Annotated in this window: 18 protein-coding genes and 1 tRNA gene; 12 read left to right on the plus strand and 7 right to left on the minus strand. The window is 53.0% G+C overall.

All coding sequences use genetic code 11. The features are described from left to right. The first annotated feature begins 9 nt into the window (after positions 1-9). The 4 genes from proB to B9Y58_RS08925 all read left to right on the plus strand — a co-directional run bounded on the left by proB (position 10) and on the right by B9Y58_RS08925 (position 5,115). Positions 10-1,149 (plus strand): glutamate 5-kinase, encoded by a 1,140-nt coding sequence (gene proB, locus B9Y58_RS08910; protein WP_073055698.1) that lies wholly within the window; start codon positions 10-12, stop codon positions 1,147-1,149. 77 nt (positions 1,150-1,226) lie between these two features. Beyond that, the gene (scpB, locus tag B9Y58_RS08915; protein WP_073055697.1) at positions 1,227-1,934 is read left to right on the plus strand and encodes an SMC-Scp complex subunit ScpB; all 708 of its coding nucleotides are present in this window, start codon (positions 1,227-1,229) and stop codon (positions 1,932-1,934) included. Next, the gene (gene mutS / locus B9Y58_RS08920; protein ID WP_073055696.1) at positions 1,934-4,546 is read left to right on the plus strand and encodes a DNA mismatch repair protein MutS; all 2,613 of its coding nucleotides are present in this window, start codon (positions 1,934-1,936) and stop codon (positions 4,544-4,546) included. The genes scpB and mutS overlap by 1 nt, the downstream gene beginning before the upstream one ends. Before the next feature lie 65 nt (positions 4,547-4,611). Further along, on the plus strand, positions 4,612-5,115 hold the full coding sequence (locus B9Y58_RS08925) for an HD domain-containing protein (RefSeq protein WP_073055695.1): 504 nt from the start codon (positions 4,612-4,614) through the stop codon (positions 5,113-5,115). A gap of 3 nt (positions 5,116-5,118) precedes the next feature. On the opposite strand, the gene B9Y58_RS08930 is transcribed toward B9Y58_RS08925, so the two are convergent. After that, entirely contained in the window at positions 5,119-6,003 is an 885-nt protein-coding gene (locus B9Y58_RS08930; protein ID WP_073055694.1) for a phosphoribosylaminoimidazolesuccinocarboxamide synthase, read from the minus strand. A gap of 66 nt (positions 6,004-6,069) precedes the next feature. Then, complete coding sequence (locus B9Y58_RS08935; protein WP_073055692.1) at positions 6,070-6,780, minus strand: polysaccharide deacetylase family protein; 711 nt, start codon at positions 6,778-6,780, stop codon at positions 6,070-6,072. 138 nt (positions 6,781-6,918) lie between these two features. On the opposite strand from B9Y58_RS08935, the gene B9Y58_RS08940 reads away from it, so the two are divergent. Beyond that, positions 6,919-7,764, plus strand: a complete 846-nt coding sequence (locus B9Y58_RS08940; protein WP_073055690.1) for an undecaprenyl-diphosphate phosphatase — start codon at positions 6,919-6,921, stop codon at positions 7,762-7,764. Positions 7,765-8,037: 273 nt separating this feature from the next. Next, positions 8,038-9,924 carry a molecular chaperone HtpG gene (gene htpG, locus B9Y58_RS08945; RefSeq protein ID WP_083532275.1) on the plus strand — a complete coding sequence of 629 codons (1,887 nt, stop codon included), beginning with the start codon at positions 8,038-8,040 and terminating at the stop codon, positions 9,922-9,924. Positions 9,925-10,039: 115 nt separating this feature from the next. On the opposite strand, the gene B9Y58_RS08950 is transcribed toward htpG, so the two are convergent. After that, on the minus strand, positions 10,040-11,083 hold the full coding sequence (locus B9Y58_RS08950; protein ID WP_073055686.1) for a BamA/TamA family outer membrane protein: 1,044 nt from the start codon (positions 11,081-11,083) through the stop codon (positions 10,040-10,042). 93 nt (positions 11,084-11,176) lie between these two features. Between B9Y58_RS08950 and ettA the strand changes: the two genes are divergently transcribed. Next, positions 11,177-12,871, plus strand: coding sequence for an energy-dependent translational throttle protein EttA (ettA, locus tag B9Y58_RS08955; RefSeq protein WP_073055685.1), 1,695 nt, complete (start codon positions 11,177-11,179; stop codon positions 12,869-12,871). 6 nt (positions 12,872-12,877) lie between these two features. Continuing rightward, positions 12,878-13,123, plus strand: coding sequence for a hypothetical protein (locus B9Y58_RS08960; protein ID WP_073055683.1), 246 nt, complete (start codon positions 12,878-12,880; stop codon positions 13,121-13,123). 10 nt (positions 13,124-13,133) lie between these two features. On the opposite strand, the gene mqnE is transcribed toward B9Y58_RS08960, so the two are convergent. From mqnE to B9Y58_RS08980, 4 genes are all read right to left on the minus strand, one after another. Continuing rightward, entirely contained in the window at positions 13,134-14,174 is a 1,041-nt protein-coding gene (gene mqnE / locus B9Y58_RS08965) for an aminofutalosine synthase MqnE (RefSeq protein WP_073055681.1), read from the minus strand. 1 nt (position 14,175) lies between these two features. Then, complete coding sequence (locus B9Y58_RS08970; protein WP_233247891.1) at positions 14,176-16,215, minus strand: M23 family metallopeptidase; 2,040 nt, start codon at positions 16,213-16,215, stop codon at positions 14,176-14,178. Positions 16,216-16,325: 110 nt separating this feature from the next. Further along, positions 16,326-16,398, minus strand: a tRNA-Ala gene (locus B9Y58_RS08975). 89 nt (positions 16,399-16,487) lie between these two features. Further along, a complete protein-coding gene (locus B9Y58_RS08980; protein ID WP_073055679.1) occupies positions 16,488-17,033 on the minus strand; it encodes a peptidylprolyl isomerase in 546 nt (181 codons plus the stop codon). Positions 17,034-17,200: 167 nt separating this feature from the next. Here B9Y58_RS08980 and pyrR point away from each other — a divergent pair, with 167 nt between their 5' ends. From pyrR to B9Y58_RS09000, 4 genes are read left to right on the plus strand one after another with little or no spacing between them, the layout of a single operon-like run. Continuing rightward, positions 17,201-17,761 carry a bifunctional pyr operon transcriptional regulator/uracil phosphoribosyltransferase PyrR gene (gene pyrR / locus B9Y58_RS08985; protein ID WP_073055677.1) on the plus strand — a complete coding sequence of 187 codons (561 nt, stop codon included), beginning with the start codon at positions 17,201-17,203 and terminating at the stop codon, positions 17,759-17,761. Position 17,762: 1 nt separating this feature from the next. Then, entirely contained in the window at positions 17,763-18,722 is a 960-nt protein-coding gene (locus B9Y58_RS08990) for an aspartate carbamoyltransferase catalytic subunit (RefSeq protein WP_073055675.1), read from the plus strand. After that, the gene (locus B9Y58_RS08995; RefSeq protein WP_073055673.1) at positions 18,709-19,995 is read left to right on the plus strand and encodes an amidohydrolase family protein; all 1,287 of its coding nucleotides are present in this window, start codon (positions 18,709-18,711) and stop codon (positions 19,993-19,995) included. Before B9Y58_RS08990 ends, B9Y58_RS08995 begins: the two co-directional genes overlap by 14 nt. 9 nt (positions 19,996-20,004) lie before the next feature. Continuing rightward, positions 20,005-21,066, plus strand: coding sequence for a PilZ domain-containing protein (locus tag B9Y58_RS09000; protein WP_073055671.1), 1,062 nt, complete (start codon positions 20,005-20,007; stop codon positions 21,064-21,066). Positions 21,067-21,068 lie beyond the last annotated feature (2 nt).

Consider the following 21,068-nt stretch of genomic DNA (forward strand, 5'->3'; position numbering starts at 1 on the left):
CTACTACATATGAGTGAATTAAGAAAGAATATTCTCGATGAATCCCGCCGTATTGTCGTAAAGATCGGGTCCCGTATTTTGGTCGACTCCGAAAAGGGCGGCGTTCGCACCCGTTATATCCAGAAACTTGCAGATTCCGTTGCTCGCCTCATGGAAGCGGGCAAGGAAGTTGTGATTGTCACAAGCGGTGCCGTGGGAACAGGCATGAGCCAGCTGGGCTACAAGGAAAAGCCGACGGTGCTTGCCGAAAAGCAGGCCTGCGCTGCTGTGGGCCAGATTGACCTCATGTACGCCTACCGCGAAATGTTCCGTTGGATGCAGCTTTCGGTGGGCCAGATTCTTTTGTCTGCCGAAGACTTCCGCGACCGCAACCGCTACAAGAATTTGCAGAACACCATCAAGGCGATGCTTGCTCGTAAGATTGTTCCGATTATCAATGAAAACGACTCGCTGGCTGTTGCCGAAATCAAGGTGGGCGATAACGATAAGCTTTCGAGCGATGTGGCGCTGTTCCTTGATGCCGACTTGCTTTTGATTTTCACGGACGAAGACGGACTCTTCGATGATAATCCGAAGAAAAATCCGAATGCCCGTTTGCTCCGCTTTGTGCCGGAAATTACGCCTGCCGTTTTGGCCCTTGCGGGTAAGCCCGGTGAAACGGGTTCTGCCGTGAGTACCGGCGGTATGCGCAGCAAGCTCGAAGCGATCCGTAACGTGACCAAGAGTGGTTGCAACGCGTTCCTCGCGAGCGGCATGAAGGTATTGCCGCACCAGGTGATTTTTGAAAATGCCGAAGGCACGCTCTTTGTGGGCTCCAAGAAAAAGCTCAATAGCCGTCAGCGTTGGCTCAGCTTCGTAACGACTCCGCGCGGGGCCGTGGTGGTGGACGAAGGCGGCGTGAAGGCTTTGCGCGAAAAGCATTCTAGCCTGCTCCCCGTGGGCGTATGCGCCGTCAAGAAGCACTTTGACAAGGGCGACCTGATTGAAGTCTTGAGCGAGACCGGCGAGCCGGTGGCACGCGGTGTCGCGAAGTTCGACAGCGAAACCTTGAAACTTGTGCTTCACAAGAAGACGGCCCAGGTTCACGAACTCTTGGGCAAGGATGTCGCCGACGAACTGATTCACAAGAATGACTTGGTTGTGTTCTAGCTTAGAATGTCATCCCGGCCCCCGAGCCGGGATCTATTGGTAGATCTTGAACTGAAAATTTGTATCTTGGTAAGCGTATGGAAGAAAATCAGAATTTGGACGATTTGGCCGAAGAATCGGCGGAACTCCCGAAAGTCGAGAGCCAAGAGGATTTGGCCCGCATTATCCAGGCGCTGGTGTTTGCGTCTCCTGACATTGTGACGCTCAAGAAGCTGCGTGAAATTCTGGGTGATTTTCTGGATGCGCGCTTGGTGTCCGATGCTTTGATTGCGGCGAACGATTCGCTGAACAAGATTAATTCCCCGTTCGAAATCGTGGAACAGGCGGGCGGTTACCGTTTCCGCACGCGTGCGAAGTATTACCCGTGGGTGCGCAAACTGTTCCCCGAAGCAAACGCCCGTAGGCTTAGCCAGGCGGCGCTTGAAACTTTGGCGGTCATCGCTTACCAGCAGCCGATTACCAAGGCTGCCATTGAACAGGTGCGTGGCGTGTCGTCGGTCGATGGCCCGATTCGTAACTTGCTTGACAAGGGCTTTATTGCGCTGGGTAGCCGTGCCGATACGGTGGGTAACCCCTATACCTACGTGACGACGCAGGAATTCATGAAGTATTTTGGCATCAACCGCATTCCTGAAGACCTGCCGCGACTCCGCGAATTCAGTGAACTTCTGGAAGCGGGTGCTTTGGTGCCGCAGTACGCGAAACCCGAATCGGTGAGCCCCGAAGAACCCAAGCAACCCGAAGAAAATCCGGACCAGGTTGAATTGTCGATGGGAGATGCCTAATGGCTGTGACCCCGTTAATGCAGCAGTATTACGAGATCAAGAAACAGAATCCCGGCTGCATCTTGTTTTTTAGAATGGGCGACTTCTTCGAACTTTTCGAAGACGATGCTGTAGTTGCCTCCAAAATTTTAGGACTTACGCTCACGAGCCGCAATAACGGTGCCTCGGGAGCAACGCCCCTGTGCGGGTTCCCGCACCATGCCGCGGACCGCTACGTGCCCAAGATGGTGGCGGCGGGTTACCGCATCGCCATTTGCGAACAGGTGGAAGACCCGAAACTCGCCAAGGGAATCGTCAAGCGCGACATTGTAGAAATCATCAGTGCCGGCACCGCGATGGACGAATCGAACCTGAATGCGAAAGAGGCGAATTACCTTTGCGCCTTCATTCCCGAAAAGGACTCGGTCTCGTTTGCGATTGCCGACGTGACGACCGGCTACTTGGCCGCTTGCAAGAGTTCGGTGCAGGCGTTCGAATGTGAATTCTGCCGCCGTATGCCGAAAGAAGTCGTAGTGCCCGAAGGAACTGTGATTCCTAGCGGAGTGATGGACTTGATCCGCTCCGAAAACATTTTGGTGACGGAGCTTCCGGCATTCCTGTTCGGCGAAGATTCCGCGAAGGATGTGCTGTTTACGCATTTTAAGGTCGAGGCTTTGGACGGTCTTGGCTTGGATGGGCGAGTGGTCGAAACGCAGGTGACGGGAGCGCTTCTTCAGTACCTGATGGATCAGAAGAAGTCCGAACTTTCGCATTTTACGACGCTCGAGATTCTGAATCTCGACGACTACATGACGCTTGATCCGAGTACGTTGCGTAACTTGGAACTGGTGCGTCCGCTGAATGCCGACGACATCAGCAGCACGCTCTGCTACGTGCTCGACTTTACGGTGACCGCGATGGGCGGGCGCAACTTGAAGGAATGGGTGAGTCACCCGTTGATTTCGGTGGACCGCATCAGGGAACGCGAAGAAGCCGTCGAAGAACTTGTCAATAATCCGGTCGCTCTTGACGAACTGAAGGAATCGCTGACTTCGATTCTCGATATGGAACGCCTGATGGGCCGTGTGGGTTCTGGCCGCGCGAATGCCCGCGACTTGGCGGGCATGGGCCGTTCGCTTTCGCAGGCATCCAAGGTGGCTGATGTTCTGGAAGGCTTGAATTCGCCGATTTTTGAACCGATGCGAGCGGCCCTCATTGCCGCCCGAGGCCGTGGCGAAGAACTCCTCTCGCAATTTAATGATGACTTGCCGCTGACCGTGCGCGAGGGCGGCATGATTCGCGCGGGTGCAAACGCAGAACTCGACGCGATGAACGAAGACATCAAGGAACGCCGCGAATGGATTGCCTCCTTGGAAGTCCGCGAGCGTGAACGCCTCGGCATCCCGAGCCTGAAGGTCGGTTACAACCGCGTTTTCGGTTACTACATCGAAATTACCAAGGCGCAGATGGCGAAGGCCACGAGTCCGATTCCTGACGAATACATCCGCAAGCAGACGACGGTGAATGGAGAACGCTACATTACGCCCGAGATGAAGGAATGCGAATCCATCATCAGTAATGCCGAAGTCAACATTCATGCGCTCGAATACAAGATTTTCTGCGAACTGCGCGAACGCGTGAACAGCTGGCGTGCCGAACTGCAAGAAATCGCAAATGCGATTGCCCATGTCGATACGCTTTACAGCTTTGCCCGCGCCGCACGCAAGTACAATTACGTTTGCCCCGAAGTCTTCGAAGGCTCGGGCATCGAAATCAAGGGCGGTTTCCATCCGGTGATTGTCGCGGTGAATTCCGACCTCGACTTTATCCCGAACGATGTGAATCTATCGCCTGAAGCCACGCGCCTCATGCTCATTACAGGCCCGAACATGGCCGGTAAATCGACTTACCTGCGCCAGACAGGGCTCATTGTACTTATGGCGCAAATCGGCTGCTTTGTGCCTGCCGAAAGTGCCCGCATCGGCGTGGTGGACCGCATCTTTACCCGCGTGGGTGCCAGCGACCGCCTGAGCCGCGGCCTTTCGACCTTCATGGTGGAAATGATCGAAACCGCAAACATCTTGCGCAATGCGACTTCGCACAGCCTGGTGCTTCTCGACGAAATCGGTCGCGGAACCAGTACCTTTGATGGCCTCTCGATTGCATGGGCGATTGTAGAAACGCTGCACGACGAACCGGCCCGCGCCGCCATCACGCTGTTTGCAACGCACTACCACGAACTCACGGGCCTTGTCGAAAGCCTTGAACACGCTGGCAATTTCCAGGTGGGCGTCCAGGAAAAGGGCGACAAGCTGATTTTCTTGCACAAGATTTTGGAAGGCGCTTGCGACTCCAGCTACGGCATTCACGTGGCCGAAATGGCGGGCCTCCCGAATAACGTGCTTCGCCGCGCCCGCAAGATTCTTTTGCGCCTCGAAAAGCAGAAGATTGACCCGAGCGATGGCGCGACCCACAAGAAGCTCATGGAAAAGCCGCAGGTCGACCTGTTCGCTCCCCCTGACGAATCCACGCAGCTCCTTAAAGAAGAAATCCGCCGCTTGAAACCCGAAGAAATGACACCGATGCAGGCGCTCCAATGCCTGATGGACCTGAAGGAGCATTATGGAAAATGACACGTTGTGTCATCACAATGCACAACGTGTCATCCTGAGCGTAACGAAGTGAAGTCGAAGGATCTATGCTAGATTTTGCTGCCTTACAAGAGTTTGTCTATAGTAACCGAATTGTGGATTCGACGATTCATGGGCTTGCTCATTGGCGGCAGGTGGAATTCAACGGTTTGCTCCTTGCGCCCATTACAGGTGCCGACGTGACAGTCGTGCGACTGTTCGCTCTCTTTCACGACTGCAAGCGCGAAGATGACGGCTACGATGGCGAACATGGTGAACGCGGAGCCGCCTTTGCCAAGGAATGCTTCGAAAAAGGCCTTCTCGAAATTACGCAGGAACAGTTCGACCAACTTTATCACGCCTGCTTTTATCACACCAAGGAACATCAGACCGATGATCCGACCATCAACACCTGCTACGATGCCGACCGCCTAGACCTCGGCCGTGTAGGCATGTCGCTCAATCCGAAAAAGATGGCGACGTTGCCGGGTGCAAGAATCGCCCACAAGTCGTTGCGGGCGAAAGTTGATGTCTATGAAATGCGTGAATGGCTTAAAACCATCGCGCTATAGAAATTACAATTCAGGCTGCTTGCCGGTGAGGCGCACGAAGATTTCTTCGTACTTCGCGAGCGTGTTCTTCACCACGTCGGCAGGGATTTCCGGACCCGGATAGGTCTTGCCCCAGTCGAGAGTTTCGAGCCAGTCGCGCACGTACTGCTTGTCGAAGCTTTCCTGGTTCTTACCCACCTGGTACTTGTCTGCCGGCCAGTAACGGCTGGAGTCCGGAGTCAGCACTTCGTCGATGAGGATGGTTTCGCCGTCGATTTCACCGAATTCGAACTTGGTGTCGGCGAGGATGATGCCCTTGCTTGCAGCGTAGTCGCGGGCCTTCGTGTAGATGTCCAAAGACATGTCGCGGAGAGTCGTTGCAACCTTTTCGCCAACGATGTCAAAAGTCTGTTCGAAGCTGATGTTTTCGTCGTGGCCAACGTCGGGCTTGGTGCTCGGCGTGTAGAGCGGCTTTTCGAGCTTCTGGCAGAGCTGCAGGCCTTCCGGGAGAACGTGACCGCAAATCTTGCCGGTCTTCTGGTAGTCCTTCCAGCCGGAACCCACGATGTAGCCGCGGACGATGCATTCCACGGAATGGCGGTGAGCCTTTTTGACGATCATGGAACGGCCACGGAGGTAGTCGGCGTGCTTCTTCAAGACTGCCGGGTATTCGTTCACGTCGGCGGTGATGAGGTGGTTCTTCATGCCGAGGTGCTGGAACCAGAACAGCGAAAGCTGGTTCAGGATTTTGCCCTTACCAGGGATCGGGGTGGGGAGCACCACGTCAAAAGCGGAAAGACGGTCGCTGGCGACCATCAGGAAGCTGTCGCCCAGGTCGTACATGTCGCGTACTTTGCCCTGGTGGAACAGCGGAACTTCGGTAATGGGGGTTTCGAATTTTAAGCTCATAGTAACCCAAATATAGGAAAATAGTGGGCTGTTGGCACTATGCAGTCGGCAGGAAAAATATTAGGCTTACAGGTCTTTGTACTGCGAAAGCTTGCGCCCGCTGTTCAAGGCGATGCGGATCAAATCGTGGATTTTGTCGGTCCGCGCAGGGAAATCCACCGGGTGGAGAGCGATGCGGGGGAGTCCGACAGGAACCTTCAGGGCGATGGCACCGAACTTGAAGGCGGCCTTGATCAAAAAGTCGGGAATGCCTGCGAAACTGGCGACAGGGGAGGCGTAGCGCTTGCCTTTGGCGGTCACCAGGGCGAATCGTTCTTCGTAAAGCATTTTTTCGGCATGCACCTGGCTCGGCAGGAACTTGTTGCTGTACCAAGTCGGCGGGACAAATGCGGCGGGCTTTTCGGAGTCACCAGTCAAATCTTTCCAGGCGTCTAGGCCCAGGTGCAAAAGTCTGCTCGATTCAAATTCGCTGAGGCCTGCAAATTCGGCTTCGCCACCGGTCAGGTTCATTCCGATAAGGCCGGCGTAGCTGCGGCCCTGGCTGAATTCGGCCTGGTGCTTGTAGCCGTGGAGTGCAAGTTCGAAACCGTCTGCTTTAAGCTTCTGGAGTGTTTCGCGAAAGCCCTTGACCATGTCGGAGGGGGCCTTTTCGGTATCCGGAATAACGAGCACGCTGAAAGGTCTACCTGCCAGGTCCTTGAGTTCTTCAAGAATCGGGGTGACTTTCTGGTAGTTCCAGACGCTGAAATCGTGAAAGCAGAGGAGGAATTTGCGCATGAAAAAAATTATAGAAAAAAGAAGTAGACAGTAGACGGTAGACAGTAGACAGAAAACAGCTAAAATGTGTCTCAAAATTGCAAAATACTTCCTACTGCCTACTTCCTACTTCTTACTAAAAGCTACATTTACCCTACTATGTTTGAATCTATCATTCTCGGCCTTTTGCAGGGCCTCGCCGAATTCCTCCCCATTTCCAGTTCCGGCCACCTCGTGCTGGGCCACGAACTCCTTGGCATGAACGAGGCGGGCATGTTCTTCGACATCATGCTCCATGCCGGAACGTTGCTTTCTATCTTCGTGGTGTTCCACAAGAAGATTACCGACATCATCGTGGGCTGCATCCGCAAAAATCCGGACCAACTGCGCGAAGCGGGCTACATCGTTCTGGCAAGCATCCCGACGGCTTTGATCGGCCTCGGCTTCAAGGACGCTCTCGAAGGCCTGTTCGAGAATCCGCGTGCCGTGTGCGTCGCCGAACTCTTTACGGGCTTGTTGCTGTTTACCTCGCAGTGGGGCGCTACTGGAGCCAAGCATCCGGATAACGAAGGCGTCAAGATGAACTGGTGGCGTGCACTCGTGACCGGTACGGTACAGGGCATTGCCTGCATTCCGGGCATCAGCCGCAGCGGTTCTACCATCAGCGCCATGATGTTCATGGGCGTGAACCGCAAGTACGCGGGTGAATTCAGTTTCCTCATGAGTATTCCGGCCGTGGGTGGTGCCGCACTCCTCGACTGCATCAAGTGGTTCAAGTGCCAGTCCATGACTCCGGAAAAAGCACTCCTCGACCCGGAAAAGGCTCTGAAGTGTGCCGATGCAGGCAGCTTCACCCCGGAACTCCTGGTGGGCATGGTCGTCTCGTTTATTTTCGGTATTATCGCCCTCAAGTGGCTCATGACATTCTTGCAGAAGGGCAAGTTCCAGCACTTCGCCTGGTACGTGTGGGCCGTGGGTATCCTCGGACTGATCTTTATCAAGTAAGATTACGAAAGCGATTTGAATGTCGGGGCTCAATCGAGAGCCCCTTTTTCTTTTATGCCGAACGGTCTTTTGTGAGCGACAAGCGCCTCGTATTCTTGTTTATTCGGTAGAGCCGAACGGTCTTTTATTGGCACGGTTCTTGCATCTTCTATAGCGAAAACAAGGCAGGGCCGTTATCTTGTTTCATTTTGAAACATTTTGACAGCCTAGACCGCTTGAAAATTAAACATCAAGGAGATCCCCGCCTTCGCGGGGATGACAAAGGACAGAAAAATGGCAACAGAGAAGATGGAATTCCAGACCGAAGTTCGCGACATGCTGAACTTGATGATCAACTCCCTTTACAGCAACAAGGAAATTTTCCTCCGCGAACTCGTCTCGAACGCGGCGGACGCACTGGACAAGCGCCGTTTCCTCTCGCTTTCGAATGCAGAACTCTTGCCGCAGGGCACGCAGCTCCGCATCGATATCTCGGTGAACAAGGAAGGCAAGCGCATCGTTGTGGAAGACAACGGTATCGGCATGAACAAGGAAGACTTGATCAACTGCCTGGGCACCATCGCTCGTAGCGGCACCAAGAACTTCATCAAGAATTTGAAGGAAGGCGACAAGGGCAGCGTCGATTTGATTGGCCAGTTCGGTGTAGGTTTCTACTCCGTGTTCATGGTCGCAAAGAAGGTCGAAGTGTTGACCTTGAAGGCCGGCGAAACTCAGGGTTACCTGTGGTCTTCCGAAGGCACGGGTGAATTCGAGATTTCCGAAGCCCCGCGCGACAAGGTGGGTACCAAGATTACGCTTTACCTCAAGGACGACGAAGACGCGGTCGACTTCGCCAGCGAATGGAAGATCAAGGACATCGTCCAGAAGTACAGCGGCTTCGTGAGCTACGGCATCTACTTCCACCCCGAAGCAACGAAGAACGACAAGGGCGAACTCGAAGAAAAGCCCGAAGAACGCTTGAACGAAAAGCAGGCCCTTTGGCGCCAGAGCGAAAAGGAAGTCACCGAAGAACAGTACAAGGATTTCTACAACGTCATCAGCCACGAAGCCGACGAACCGGCCGCCTGGAGCCACAGCCACGCCGAAGGTTCCCAGGAATTCTGGAGCCTCGTGTACATCCCGAGCAAGGCTCCGTTCAACATCTGGCATAACGACGCATTGCACGGCCTCAAGCTGTACGTGAAGAAAGTCTTTATCATGGACGACTGCAAGGACTTGCTGCCGCCTTGGCTCCGCTTTGTGCGCGGCGTGGTCGATAGCGAAGACTTGCCGCTGAACGTATCCCGTGAAATCTTGCAGAACAACAAGATTATCACCAACATCCGTAAGCACGTGATCAAGAAGGTGCTCGACGCCTTGCAGAACATGGCCGACAAGGATGCCGCAAAGTACAACGCCTGGTGGCGCGAACTCGGCATGGTCTTGAAGGAAGGCTTCTACATGAACTGGGAACATCTTGACGAGCTCAAGAAGTTGCTCCGTTTCGAAAGCACCAAGACTGAAGGCGATGCTCTCGTGGGCCTCGATGAATACGTGAAGCGCATGCCGGAAGGCCAGAAGGAAATCTACTACCTCATCGGCGACAAGAACGCCGTGAAGTCTAACCCGATGCTCGAAGCCTTCAAGGCGAAGGGCTACGAAGTGCTGCTCATGAGCGACGGCATCGATGAATTCATGATGTCGAGCCTCACCGAATTCGGCGACAAGAAGTTCCACGACATCGCCCGCGGCGACGTGGACTTCGAAAAGACCGAAGACGAAAAGAAGGCCGAAGAGGCCAACAAGGGAATCTTCAAGGGCCTCTGCGAAAACCTGCAGAAGGTCTTGGACGAAGATATCAAGGAAGTCCGCGTGTCTAGCCGCCTCAAAGACAGCCCCTGCTGCCTTGTGACCAGCGAAGACGCCATGAGCGCCCAGATGGAACGCATGATGAAGGCGATGGGCCAGAAGAACTTGCCGAAGAGTAAGCGTATCCTGGAAATCAATCCGACGCACCCGATTTGCGAGATGCTCAAGAAGAAAGTCGAAGCCAAGGAAGACCTGGGCGATTGGCCGAAGGCCCTCTACGGCCAGGCTCTGCTTGCCGAAGGTTCTCCGCTCCCGAATCCGGCGGAATACGTCAGCGCGATTACCAAGCTGCTGACTGCTTCCGTCAAATAGCCGTTTCTGTGTCATTCTGAGCGGAGGCGTGTAACGCCGGAGTCGAAGAATCTATACACTTGCGAAAAAGACCGCGATTCACTCGCGGCCTTTTTTGTATGCATTTTGATAAAAATTAGAACGATTCTCTCAAATCAATCGTAATGCCGATGTGCTTACCGTCGACAAGCGAAAGGTCGCCGCGGGCGTGCAGCTTTTCGCTTTTGTTCAAGGCGAGGCGTCCGCCGAAGCCTACGGCGTAATGCACTTGGCGCCTAAAGAGTTCGCTAAAGTAGGGTGCCGATTGCAAGGCTTCACCAAAGATAACGCCTGCGAATCGCCAGAAGAGCGGGCGGCGGAATTCCATTTGCCAGATTAAGGCCTGCGTGTCGCTCCAGATTCCTGATTCTACGCCGCGGAATCGCTTGGTGCCGTCGGGGCCGGCGAGGCATCCGAGCGGAACGTTGCTGCCGCGGCTCTGCTTTGCGTAAAGCCCGAGAGCGATGGAAGTTTCCCAGAATAGGGGAGCGTAGAATCTTGCGTCAAACGTTTCAGTGTGGTAGCTAAAGTCGCCGCCGAAAAAGATTTCTTCAAAGCTTGCGTAGTAGCCTTTGGTGGGCCAGTTGTCGTTGTCTTTTTTATCAAGAACCAAAAGGTAGCCGCCGCCCAAATAAAATCTGTCTTGGTAATTTTTGGGGATGTCGCTTCCGAGTTCGTTGTCGCGGGCTTCACCTTCTAATACAATTCCGTAACGCAGAGGAATGTTGTTCGAAATGCCGAAGTTCATTTCGAAGGGAATCTTGCCGTAGATAAAGGTGCTCTTGTATTCGTCTATGCGGTCAAAATCTCCGCGGGCACCTCGTTCAAACAGTGAGTATTGCCACTTGTTCAAGTTGAGTTTTGCCGGAATGTGCAAATGGTCTTGAAAAAGCCACAAGTTCGGGGCATACTGGAATTGGAACTGCCCGCGCGTGGTTCCGCGTGCAATAAAATCCATCGAAGAAATGTTTTCGCCTTCTTGGAATGGCCTGAAGAACAGGACGAATACAGCACCGTACTGAATCTTGGTTTCTTCGGTGTAAGCGCCAAAGGGCAGCAATGAGAATCGCTGGAAGTTGTCTTGTGCATGAGCGCAGATGGCAAAGACCAGACTTGCGATTATGGCGTAAACGAACTTCATGACACAAGTATAGTAAAGGTTTATTTGTTATATTTGATCAAACTTCACATTTCACACTTCACACCTCACATTTCGAAGCGAAGCGAGCTAATTATGGCCGAACAGAATAAAGCAGAAAAATTCGTTTTCTACATGTACAAGATGACCAAGTCCTATCCGCCTAACAAGGAGGTGCTGAAGGACATTTCTTTGAGTTTCTACTATGGCGCAAAGATTGGTATCATCGGCCAGAACGGTGCCGGTAAGTCGACGCTGTTGCGCATTATGGCGGGCATCGACAAGGAATTCCAGGGCGAAGCGTGGATTGAACCGGGCCGCACCGCGGGCTACCTGCCGCAGGAACCGCAGCTGGACCCGAACTTGACCGTCAAGGAAAACGTGATGCAGGCTGTTGCCAAGAAGCAGGCGATTCTTGACCGCTTCAACGAAATCTCTATGAAGTTTGCTGAACCGATGGAAGACGACGAGATGAACAAGCTCCTCGACGAACAGGCGAAGCTACAGGACATCATCGACGCGCAGGACCTGTGGAGCCTCGACCGCAATATCGAAATTGCAATGGATGCACTCCGCTGCCCGCCGGGCGACTGGCCGGTGACGAACCTCTCCGGCGGTGAAAAGCGCCGTGTGGCTCTCTGCCGCTTGCTTCTCGAAGAACCGGATTTGTTGCTCCTTGACGAACCGACGAACCACTTGGATGCCGAAACGGTTGCATGGCTCGAACGCCACCTCCGTGAATACAAGGGCTCCGTGATTTTAGTGACGCATGACCGTTACTTCCTTGACAACGTAACGAACTGGATTTTGGAAATTGACCGCGGTCGCGGCATTCCTTGGGAAGGCAATTACGCCCAGTGGCTTGACCAGAAACTTGAACGCATGAAGAACGAAGAAAAGGGTGAATCTGACCGTCAGAAGCGCCTCGCTCGTGAACAGGAATGGGTCAAGCAGAGTCCGAAGGCTCGCCAGGCAAAGAGCAAGGCTCGTCTCAAGGCTTACGAAGAACTCTTGGCCGAAGATTCCAAGGAACAGATCAAGGTGGCTCAGATTCACATTGCAAATGGCAAGCGCTTGGGCGATGTCGTTATCCAGGCGGAACATTTGCAGAAGGCCTTTGGCGAAAAGGTGCTGTTCGATGATTTGAACTTCAGCTTGCCGCGCTCGGGCATCGTGGGTATCATTGGTCCGAACGGTGCTGGTAAGACAACTTTGTTCAAGATGATTATGGGCCAGGAAAAGCCGGATGGCGGTACGCTCAAGATTGGTGAAACTGTCGAAATCATCAGTATGGAACAGGGCCGCGAAAGCTTGGACGATTCCAAAACGGTTTGGGAATCCATTACGGGGGGCAACGACGAAATCTTGGTGGGCGACCGCAAGATGAATGGCCGTGCTTACTGCGGTCTCTTCAACTTCACGGGTGCAGCTCAGCAGAAGAAGCTCTCGCAGCTCTCCGGTGGTGAACGCAACCGAGTGCTCATGGCGAAGAACCTGCAGAAACCGGGCAATGTGCTCTTCCTCGACGAACCGACCAACGACTTGGATATCGAAACGTTGCAGGCCCTGGAACAGGCAATCCTCAAGTTCGCAGGCTGTGCCGTGATTATTTCCCATGACCGCTGGTTCCTCGACCGTATCGCCACCCACATCCTCGCTTACGAAGGCGACTCCAAGGTCGTGTGGTTCGAAGGCAACTGGAGCGAATACGAAGCCGATCGCCGCAAGCGCTTGGGCGAAGACGCCGACAACCCGAAGCCCATCAAGTACAAGACGCTCACGAGACAGTAATTGCGTATGAACAAGATGTTGCTTGCATTTGCGCTTATGGCTGCCGCTTTTATGCTGCAGTCATGTAGCTGTGCAAGTGACGATTCTTGTGCCGAAGAATGGTGGGGAGACGAAGCCCGAGAAATGGATAATTGCATTGACCACAAAAAGTATAACGCTTGTCTTAAAGAAGACCAGTGGAAAGGCTTGTCTCAAGAATTTGTCAAAAGCCAATGCAACGCTAGAGCGTCGTACCACGGCGATTGCGACTAATTTTTAATCGTTAAGAGAATCGTTCGTACAGCGCATCGCGCTCCACTGGCACGAGCCCTTCGTTTGTAATCAGGGACTTCATGCGGTCGGGGCTCATGCCCACGGGAACCGTGGCGCCGGCGGCGTGCGTAATCTTTTCTTCGATAATCGTACCATCCAAATCAGACGCGCCGGCGTGGAGCGCCTTCATTGCGGTCTCGATTCCCATCTGAATCCAGTACGCCTTAATGTGCGGGAAGTTGTCGAGGAAAAGTCTTGCGACGGCGACCGTGCGCAGAATGTCTTCTTCGCTAGTAATGTTCGGGACAATCTTATGCAGCGCATTATGTTCCGGATGGTACACCAGCGGAATGAAGGCGAAAAAGCCCGGAGCTTCGTCCTGCAAGTCGCGCAGCATCTTCATGTGGGCGATACGGTCTTCGGGCTTTTCAATGTGGCCAAAGAGCATTGTCGCATTCGTCGGGATTCCGATCTTATGGGCCGCGCGATGAACGTCGAGCCATTCTTCGCCAGTTTCTTTGCCCGGGCATATCTGGTCGCGGACATCCTGCACCAGGATTTCGGCACCGCCACCGGGCAGTGCATCAAGGCCTGCTTCCTTCAGCGTGGTCATAATCTGTAGCGGAGTCTGTCCCGAAATTTTCGCGAAGTGGCAAATCTCCACAGCGGTAAACGCCTTCAGGTTCACCTTCGGAAATTCCACGCGCAATTTTCGCAACATTTCGATGTAGTAATCGAACGGATGGTCCGGATGTAGACCGCCCACAATGTGCAGTTCGCGGGCACCGCCTGCAATGGCTTCGGCAGCCTTGTTGCGAATGGTGTCGTAGTCCCAGTCGTAAGCGGTGGGGCTATCCTTCTTGATTTTAGAGAACGCGCAGAACTTGCAGTGCAACACGCACACATTGGTGTAGTTGATCTGGCGGTTGTTCACCCAATATACGGAATCCCCATGCCTGCGCTCCTTTTCGGCATTCGCGCGGGCACAGAGTTCGTCGAGCGGGGCGTTTAAAAATAAATCTAGAGCTTCGGCTTCAGTCAGGCGTGCCATGTTACATCTCGGGGATGTCTACGTTATAGCTTGCCTTGTGTCCGGCTTCGTCAACGAGCTTGATGGTGAAGGTTCCTTCTTCGGGGAGCTGGGCACCTTCAATCACGATTTCGCGAGGCTCGGAATCGTATTCGGCGGCAACCCATTTCTTGCCGACCTGCACCGTAATGGCGTTGCCGTCAGGAATGCCTGCATACTTGAACAGCACCGGAACCTTCAGGGCCGGCTGACGCACGCCGCTGATCATCATGTCTGACCAGTAGGGGAATCCGAGTGTCGGCGCTTCGGTGCTTTCGATGTTGGCAATGTCGCGGATTTCGTTCATGGTAGCGCAGCGGTTCTTGCCCTTGGTCTGCTTGCTAAAGTAGAACCAGTTGCGGGTCGTTTCGCCGAGCCAGTAAAGCGGTTGGTTGTTTTCCGGATTGTCGATGCAAACGGTCCAGTTGCCGAGCTGCATGCCCTTCGGGTGGAATTCAAAATAATCCAGGCTGTCGGTATGCGTGCGGGTGACAGCCAAAATCTTCTTGGTGGTGTCGCGGCCCGTCGGAATGCCGGTGAGCTTCTGTGTGACGCCCACGTTGCCAAGTTTGGTAGACCAGTTCACGCTTCTCTGGTACTGGTTGAATGAGTGAAGTTCGATGCTTGCATCGGCGGCGACGCCGTCACCCGTAGAACGGGCGTCAGCGGTGTAGTGGATGCTTGTCATTTCGGGGTAGATTTCAAGCAGGCGGCCAATCGTAATCGGTGCGGGCTTGAATGCCTTACACATGTCTTCTTCAATAATCTGGTCGCCGGCCATGGCGGTAAACTTCATGCCGTTCTTGCAACGGAACAAGTCTAGCATCGGGCGGCTAAGGAACGTGAACAGCGGAGAGGCCTGGTCCTTGTACAGCTGCATGGGCTTATCGCTCTTGCAACGCGGGTGGAACGTGAACTTCTTGCTCACCTTGTTGCCGCTGTAGTCTTCGGCTTCGATGGTGTAAGTCGAAAGCGGAGCAAGCTTGGCGTTCACATAGTGCCAGTCGCCTGCGGTGTCGGCTTCTTCGGCCCACAAGAGTTGGTCGCGGATCAGAGCCATCTTGCTGTAACGCAGCGTGTCGAGAATTTCTTCAAAAATCTTTTCGTCGTAGCGCCACACGGTAAGACGGCGTATAGACATCGGATTGTCCTTGGGCTCACGGCTGTAGTCAGCAATCTTTACGGCCATGCTCAAGTTGAATTCGTTTTTCACCGGTGTTTCGACGCAGCCCTTACTGATGGCTTCCGGATTCGTGACGGCGAGGTGGTTGCCCTGCCATACGGCAATGCCAAAAATCTGCGGTGCCAAGGTGTCGGTAATCACGACGCCTGCTTGCACGGGATTCACGATACGATCGTTGTCCAAACGAACTTCCAAATGCAAGTGCGGGTTGCCAATGCCGGTGCTGCCCGAGAAGGTCAGCGTGTCGCCCTTCTTGTAGCTTGCATTTGTCTTGATTGTGACGTCGTTCTTCTTGGAGGCGTACTGCTTCTTGATAATCTGGTCGTCGAGCTTGCCGAAGCTGCTTTGGTGAGCGAACGCCCAGGTCTTTCCGCTTTTACCTTTGAAGAGCATCAACTTTCCGTAATGGAATGGAGAAACTCTAAGTTCTACAACCTTGCCGTCTTCGGGGGCGTAAATGGGCCAACCTTCTTCCATCTGGGTGGAATAGTCAAAGCCTGCGTGGTAACGCGTGCCACGGTTCTCGCCAAAACTCGAAGTCAAGTAAGCGTCACGGTCGAACGGGCGGTAAGTCGGTTCGTCGGCTTTAAGAACTCTCTTTTCGGCCATGCCGTCGGCGTTGTTGACTTTGCTTGCTTCGGCGCTTGCACCGAAGTTGTCGTTAGATACTGTTACGCCTGATTGGGCCTTGATGCAGTCTTCGTAAGCGAAGGCGTCCATGGTCTTTTCGTTGCATTCGGCGGCAAATGCGGAGGGCATCATGGCGAAACTGGCCATTGTACCCAGGAACATTCCCTTGCGGGTGATTTTAGCGAGTTTGTTCAAGATTGTAGTATCCATACCACAAAAATACAAAATTATTACAAACTAGCGGGCGAGGTTGTTTGTTTTGCAGGTTTTATGTGATATGAAAAAAAGAACCGCTTGCTCTTGCAAACGGTTCTTTTCAGTGGAGCTAAGGAGAGTCGAACTCCTGACCTCCTGCATGCCATGCAGGCGCTCTACCAACTGAGCTATAACCCCGAAGGACGAGCCAAATATAGAAGAACTAATCTGACTTGTCAAGGGTGGGCCATGAAAAAAATGAAAATTTTTTCCACGACCCGATATTTTTAGGCCTTTTCGATGGTCACGGATTCGATAATCACGTCTTCGTACGGGGCGTCGCGGCGGTCGGTCTTGACGCCTGCGATTTCGTCGAGGACTTCGAAGCCTTCGTAAAGCTGGCCGAATACGGAGTAGCCGTCAGCAGGGCCGGGGCCAACCTGTTCGTGGTCCAAAAAGTGCACGTTGTCGCCGTGGACAATGAAGAACTGGCTACCGATGGAGTTCGGCATGGCGGTCTTTGCCCAGCTGAGTGCTCCGCGCATGTGGGTGAGGCGCGGGTCGTACTTGTCGCCAATCGTGGTGCCGGGGCCCTTGGCGGAGTGACCACCCGTACCGTTTCTGCGGGTAAAGTCGCCACCCTGGATCATAAAATCCTTGATAATGCGGTGGAACGGGGCGCCGTCGTACTTGCCCTGCTTGGCGAGTTCAACGAAGTTCGTGGCACATTCGCCGACGATATCTTCAAAAATGCGCAGCTTCATGGTGCCGTGGTTGGTCTTCATGATGGCGATTGTTTCGCCTGCTTCGGGTTTGCCAAGCTGATTGAACATAAAATCTCCTGTTAATGTCCCGGCAAGGCTTTACCGGGGTTTGATGTTTCTTTTCTTATATATACAAAAAAATGGGGTCTATTTCTGTACTTAAAGGCGAAAAACCATAAAAAATGCTAGATTAACAGAAAAACATCCTACTTCGAACTTCCTACTGTCTACTATTTATGAAAGACAACTGTAAAAAAATCAGAGAGCTTCTATCTGCCCAGGCAATGGAATTCGCTCTCGACGAAATGGCGGCGAAACTGGCCAAAATGCACCCGACTGCCGATGACATGGTGGTGCTCGGCATGGCAAGCCGCGGAATCCCTCTCGCTAAAAAAATTTGCGAGCGCTTAAGTCAAAAGTTTAACAAGACTGTGCCGATGGGTAGCCTCGATGCGACCTTCTACCGCGACGATTTCCATTATCGCACTCACATGGGTTCAAGCGAAATGCGCATTACCGAAATGCCTGCCTCTGTCGAAGGCAAGACGGTGATTCTCGTGGATGACGTACTTTATACGGGCCGTTCGGTGCGAGCTGCCATGCAGGCGATTCTAGACCTCGGACGCCCGGCGGCCATTCGCCTTTGTGTGCTGGTGGACCGTGGTCACCGCGAACTTCCGATTGCACCCGATTGCGTAGGACTTACGGTTGAAACCGCACAAGACCAGGAAGTCCGCGTGCAGATTGAACCGATCGATAAAGAAAATTCCGTTTATCTCGTAGAGGTGGAGGCCTAAGATGGGCGCATTGCAGATCAAGCATTTGTTCGGACTTCAGGGGGTATCCAAGTCCGATATTCGTACTATTTTGGATAACGCAAAGCAGTTCCGAGAAATTCTGGAACGTCCGGTCAAAAAGGTGCCCTCGCTCCGTGGCCTTACGGTGGTGAACCTGTTCTTCGAAAACAGCACGCGCACGCGCACGAGTTTCGAACTCGCCGAAAAGCGCCTCTCTGCCGATACGGTGAACTTCGCAAGTTCCAATTCAAGCGTCAAGAAGGGCGAAACGCTGGTTGATACGCTCCGCAACATCGAGTCGATGAAGATCGATATCGTGGTGGTCCGCCACAAGGGGACGGGTGTCCCGAAGTTCCTCGCTGAACACAGCAACGCCATTATCGTGAATGCCGGCGACGGTGCTCACGAACATCCGACGCAGTCTCTCTTGGACATGCTCACGGTCGAAGAAAAACTTGGAACGCTTGAAGGCAAGAAGGTGGCAATTGTAGGCGATATCCGCCACAGCCGCGTGGCCCGCAGTAATATCTGGGGCATGACTACTATGGGCGCTCACGTAACACTTTGCGGACCTTCCACCTTGGTGCCGCGCAATACCGAACTTCTGCAGTACAAGGAACTTGCGGGTAGCGTCTCCTGGGAAACCGATGTCTACAAGGCAGTCGAAGACGCCGACGCCGTAATCGCACTCCGCCTGCAAAAGGAACGCATGGACGACGCTCTCCTCCCGAGCATGCGCGAATACCGCAACTTCTTCGGTATCACCGAGAAGGTTCTTTCTGAAGCCAAGGATAAAGTCATCTTGATGCACCCGGGTCCGATTAACCGCGGCGTGGAACTCGATAGCGATATCGCCGATGGCGAACATTCTGTAATTCTTGACCAGGTGACTAACGGCGTTGCCGTGCGTATGGCCGTTCTCTTCCTTTTGGCTGGAGGTCGCAACAATGAAAATGCGTAATGAAATGAATATCAAGAATGTCATTTTCAAGAATGCAAAAGTCTGGAATGGCAACTGCTTTGAAGCCCGTGATGAATTCGCTTTGATTCAAGGGAAAGATTTAGCTTCTGAAGAATTCGATTGTGGCGGCGCCTTGGTAATGCCTGCTCTGTTTGGCTTGGGAGTCGATTTTATGGAACCGCTCCGTGACGACGTCTACACGTTTGCAGATGGTCTAGAAGCGTTACACCGCGGCGGTTTTAGCGGCGCCCTGTACGAAAGTGCTGCCAATCCGATTGATGATGCGGACAAGCTTTCGGCAATGAAGTTCCGCGTGAACTCTCCTGATTTGGAATACAATTTTGCCAACCGTTTCGATATCAAGTTCCTGGGCGCTTACAGTAAGGGCTTCGGTTCTGATAGCCTCGCCGAAATGATGGAACTTGCCGAAGACGACAGCGTTGCCGGCTTTGGTGACGGCAACGAAGCGATTCCTTCGACACGCTTTATTCGCCTTGCCATGGAATATGGCAAGATGACAGGCAAGCGTTTCTTCTTCCAGCCGCTGGACAAGTCGCTCCGTAAACATGGTTGCGTTCATGAAGGCGCCTATTCCGATATGCTCGGCATGAAGGGCATTCCGCGTATCGCAGAAACCATTGCCGCCCATACGGTGCTTGAAATGGCTCGCTTCTTGCAGGTGCCGGTGCACTTTAAGCAGGTGACTTGCGGCGAAACGCTTGACCTCGTGCGCGATGCCCGTAAAAAGGGAATCGATGTCACTTGCGATGTCGGCTTGTACCATTTGCTTTTGGATGATTCTTGCCTCGAAACTCTGGATTCTGCATACCACATTCTGCCCCCGATTCGTTCGGCAGCAGACTGCGAAGCCTTGTGGAAGGGTGTTGAAGACGGTACGGTGAATGCAATCAGCGTGAACCATACGCCGGTGCTTGGCCAGGATACCGAAGTGAACTTCGAAGATTCCGTGCCGGGAGCTCTCTCTCTTGAAATTGCTCTCCCCGCTATCTGGAAGGAACTGAGTTCCAGAGTGGGTGATGCTCGTGCCATTGAACTGTTGTCGGAAACTCCGGCAAAACTCGTCGGTGCAAAGCCTGCATTTGATAGAGACACTAAGAAGATGTCCGACGTAGTCGTTCTCGATCCGAACAAGACGCATTTAGTAACCAAGAAGGATTTTGCAGGCCACGTGAGCAATTCTCCGTTGCTTGGCAAGACTCTTCCGTCTTCGATTGTCGCAACCTTCGTCAGTGGTGCTTTGAGCAAGTTCTAGGATTCGTAGATGCTGCAGCGCCTCTTACAATGGCTAGAAGGATGGCTGCCTGAATGGCCGCCTAAGATACCGCCCGATCCGCTTTATTTGGTGTGGGCGGCGTTAATCATTTCCTTGGTCTTTGTATTGATTGCGCTGCTTCAAGCACGTCGTATCGAAAATCGTCGTCAAAAAGAGGTAATGTTCGGAACTAAGACGTTTGATGACAAGGTTGCCGAACGTGGCTTTTCTTACAACGAAAAAGAAATTTTGGATAAAATAATAAGAAAGTCGCCTTTTGAAAATAAAGACGCCATTCTGAATTCGTCGGGGCTTTTTGAACAAGCGGTATCTACGTACTACGATGTCGAAGGCATTAATGAGCTACATGAAACCGACCTTGCTGTTGTGGAATCACTTCGTCTCAAGATGAATTTTACGGCGTCGAATCCTTTGGCTGAAATTTATTCGACCAGGCAGTTCAACGTGGGCGACCGCATAGACTTGATCCTTGAAAATGGAACTTTGATCAAGCGTTCCGATATTGTTTGGCGCAACGAAAAAGAGTGGGCGATTTCTTACGATGGTAGCGACGGCCCTGCAAGTTCGTTTGTGAACCGTACTATTCGAATTCGCTGGACTCGCCCCGACGACGCCATGTATTCTACCGCCATTTCCGTTAAAAATGCTGATGAAACCAACAATCTTGTTTTGCCTCATTCGTTCTCTTTGGATAAACGCCAGTTGCGCCGCTGGGTTCGTGAACAGGTCGCTTTCCCTGTAACGGCCGTGTTCGAAAATGGTGAAACATTGTACGGGACTTTGCTCGACCTTTCTGCTGGCGGTATTATGATTGGACTGCCCCAAGAGTGCTATCCGGGGCAGCGTTTGCGCATCCAATTTGAGCTTCCGAGCTTTGGTGACGAAGACGTGGAAATTGAGATTTTGCGCAATTTAGGCCAAAGAAACCAAGATTTTCCCAATTACTATTGCCTTACAGCCTCTTTCCGTGGAACCTTCGGTTGGACCCAGGAAAGGGTGCTTCAGTACCTGTTTGAACTAAGTAAGTCAAAAAAACAGGCGAAAAACTAGGC

Origin of the sequence: Fibrobacter sp. UWB15, assembly GCF_900177705.1 — a bacterium.
In the GTDB taxonomy this organism is placed as follows: domain Bacteria; phylum Fibrobacterota; class Fibrobacteria; order Fibrobacterales; family Fibrobacteraceae; genus Fibrobacter.

What these genes read in the sequence shown, in the direction of transcription:
- proB (WP_073055698.1), top strand. Translation starts at nt 10, where the DNA reads ATGAGTGAATTAAGAAAGAATATTCTCGATGAATCCCGCCGTATTGTC.
- scpB (WP_073055697.1), top strand. Translation starts at nt 1,227, where the DNA reads ATGGAAGAAAATCAGAATTTGGACGATTTGGCCGAAGAATCGGCGGAA.
- mutS (WP_073055696.1), top strand. Translation starts at nt 1,934, where the DNA reads ATGGCTGTGACCCCGTTAATGCAGCAGTATTACGAGATCAAGAAACAG.
- B9Y58_RS08925 (WP_073055695.1), top strand. Translation starts at nt 4,612, where the DNA reads ATGCTAGATTTTGCTGCCTTACAAGAGTTTGTCTATAGTAACCGAATT.
- B9Y58_RS08930 (WP_073055694.1), bottom strand. Translation starts at nt 6,003, where the DNA reads ATGAGCTTAAAATTCGAAACCCCCATTACCGAAGTTCCGCTGTTCCAC.
- B9Y58_RS08935 (WP_073055692.1), bottom strand. Translation starts at nt 6,780, where the DNA reads ATGCGCAAATTCCTCCTCTGCTTTCACGATTTCAGCGTCTGGAACTAC.
- B9Y58_RS08940 (WP_073055690.1), top strand. Translation starts at nt 6,919, where the DNA reads ATGTTTGAATCTATCATTCTCGGCCTTTTGCAGGGCCTCGCCGAATTC.
- htpG (WP_083532275.1), top strand. Translation starts at nt 8,038, where the DNA reads ATGGCAACAGAGAAGATGGAATTCCAGACCGAAGTTCGCGACATGCTG.
- B9Y58_RS08950 (WP_073055686.1), bottom strand. Translation starts at nt 11,083, where the DNA reads ATGAAGTTCGTTTACGCCATAATCGCAAGTCTGGTCTTTGCCATCTGC.
- ettA (WP_073055685.1), top strand. Translation starts at nt 11,177, where the DNA reads ATGGCCGAACAGAATAAAGCAGAAAAATTCGTTTTCTACATGTACAAG.
- B9Y58_RS08960 (WP_073055683.1), top strand. Translation starts at nt 12,878, where the DNA reads ATGAACAAGATGTTGCTTGCATTTGCGCTTATGGCTGCCGCTTTTATG.
- mqnE (WP_073055681.1), bottom strand. Translation starts at nt 14,174, where the DNA reads ATGGCACGCCTGACTGAAGCCGAAGCTCTAGATTTATTTTTAAACGCC.
- B9Y58_RS08970 (WP_233247891.1), bottom strand. Translation starts at nt 16,215, where the DNA reads ATGGATACTACAATCTTGAACAAACTCGCTAAAATCACCCGCAAGGGA.
- B9Y58_RS08980 (WP_073055679.1), bottom strand. Translation starts at nt 17,033, where the DNA reads ATGTTCAATCAGCTTGGCAAACCCGAAGCAGGCGAAACAATCGCCATC.
- pyrR (WP_073055677.1), top strand. Translation starts at nt 17,201, where the DNA reads ATGAAAGACAACTGTAAAAAAATCAGAGAGCTTCTATCTGCCCAGGCA.
- B9Y58_RS08990 (WP_073055675.1), top strand. Translation starts at nt 17,763, where the DNA reads ATGGGCGCATTGCAGATCAAGCATTTGTTCGGACTTCAGGGGGTATCC.
- B9Y58_RS08995 (WP_073055673.1), top strand. Translation starts at nt 18,709, where the DNA reads ATGAAAATGCGTAATGAAATGAATATCAAGAATGTCATTTTCAAGAAT.
- B9Y58_RS09000 (WP_073055671.1), top strand. Translation starts at nt 20,005, where the DNA reads ATGCTGCAGCGCCTCTTACAATGGCTAGAAGGATGGCTGCCTGAATGG.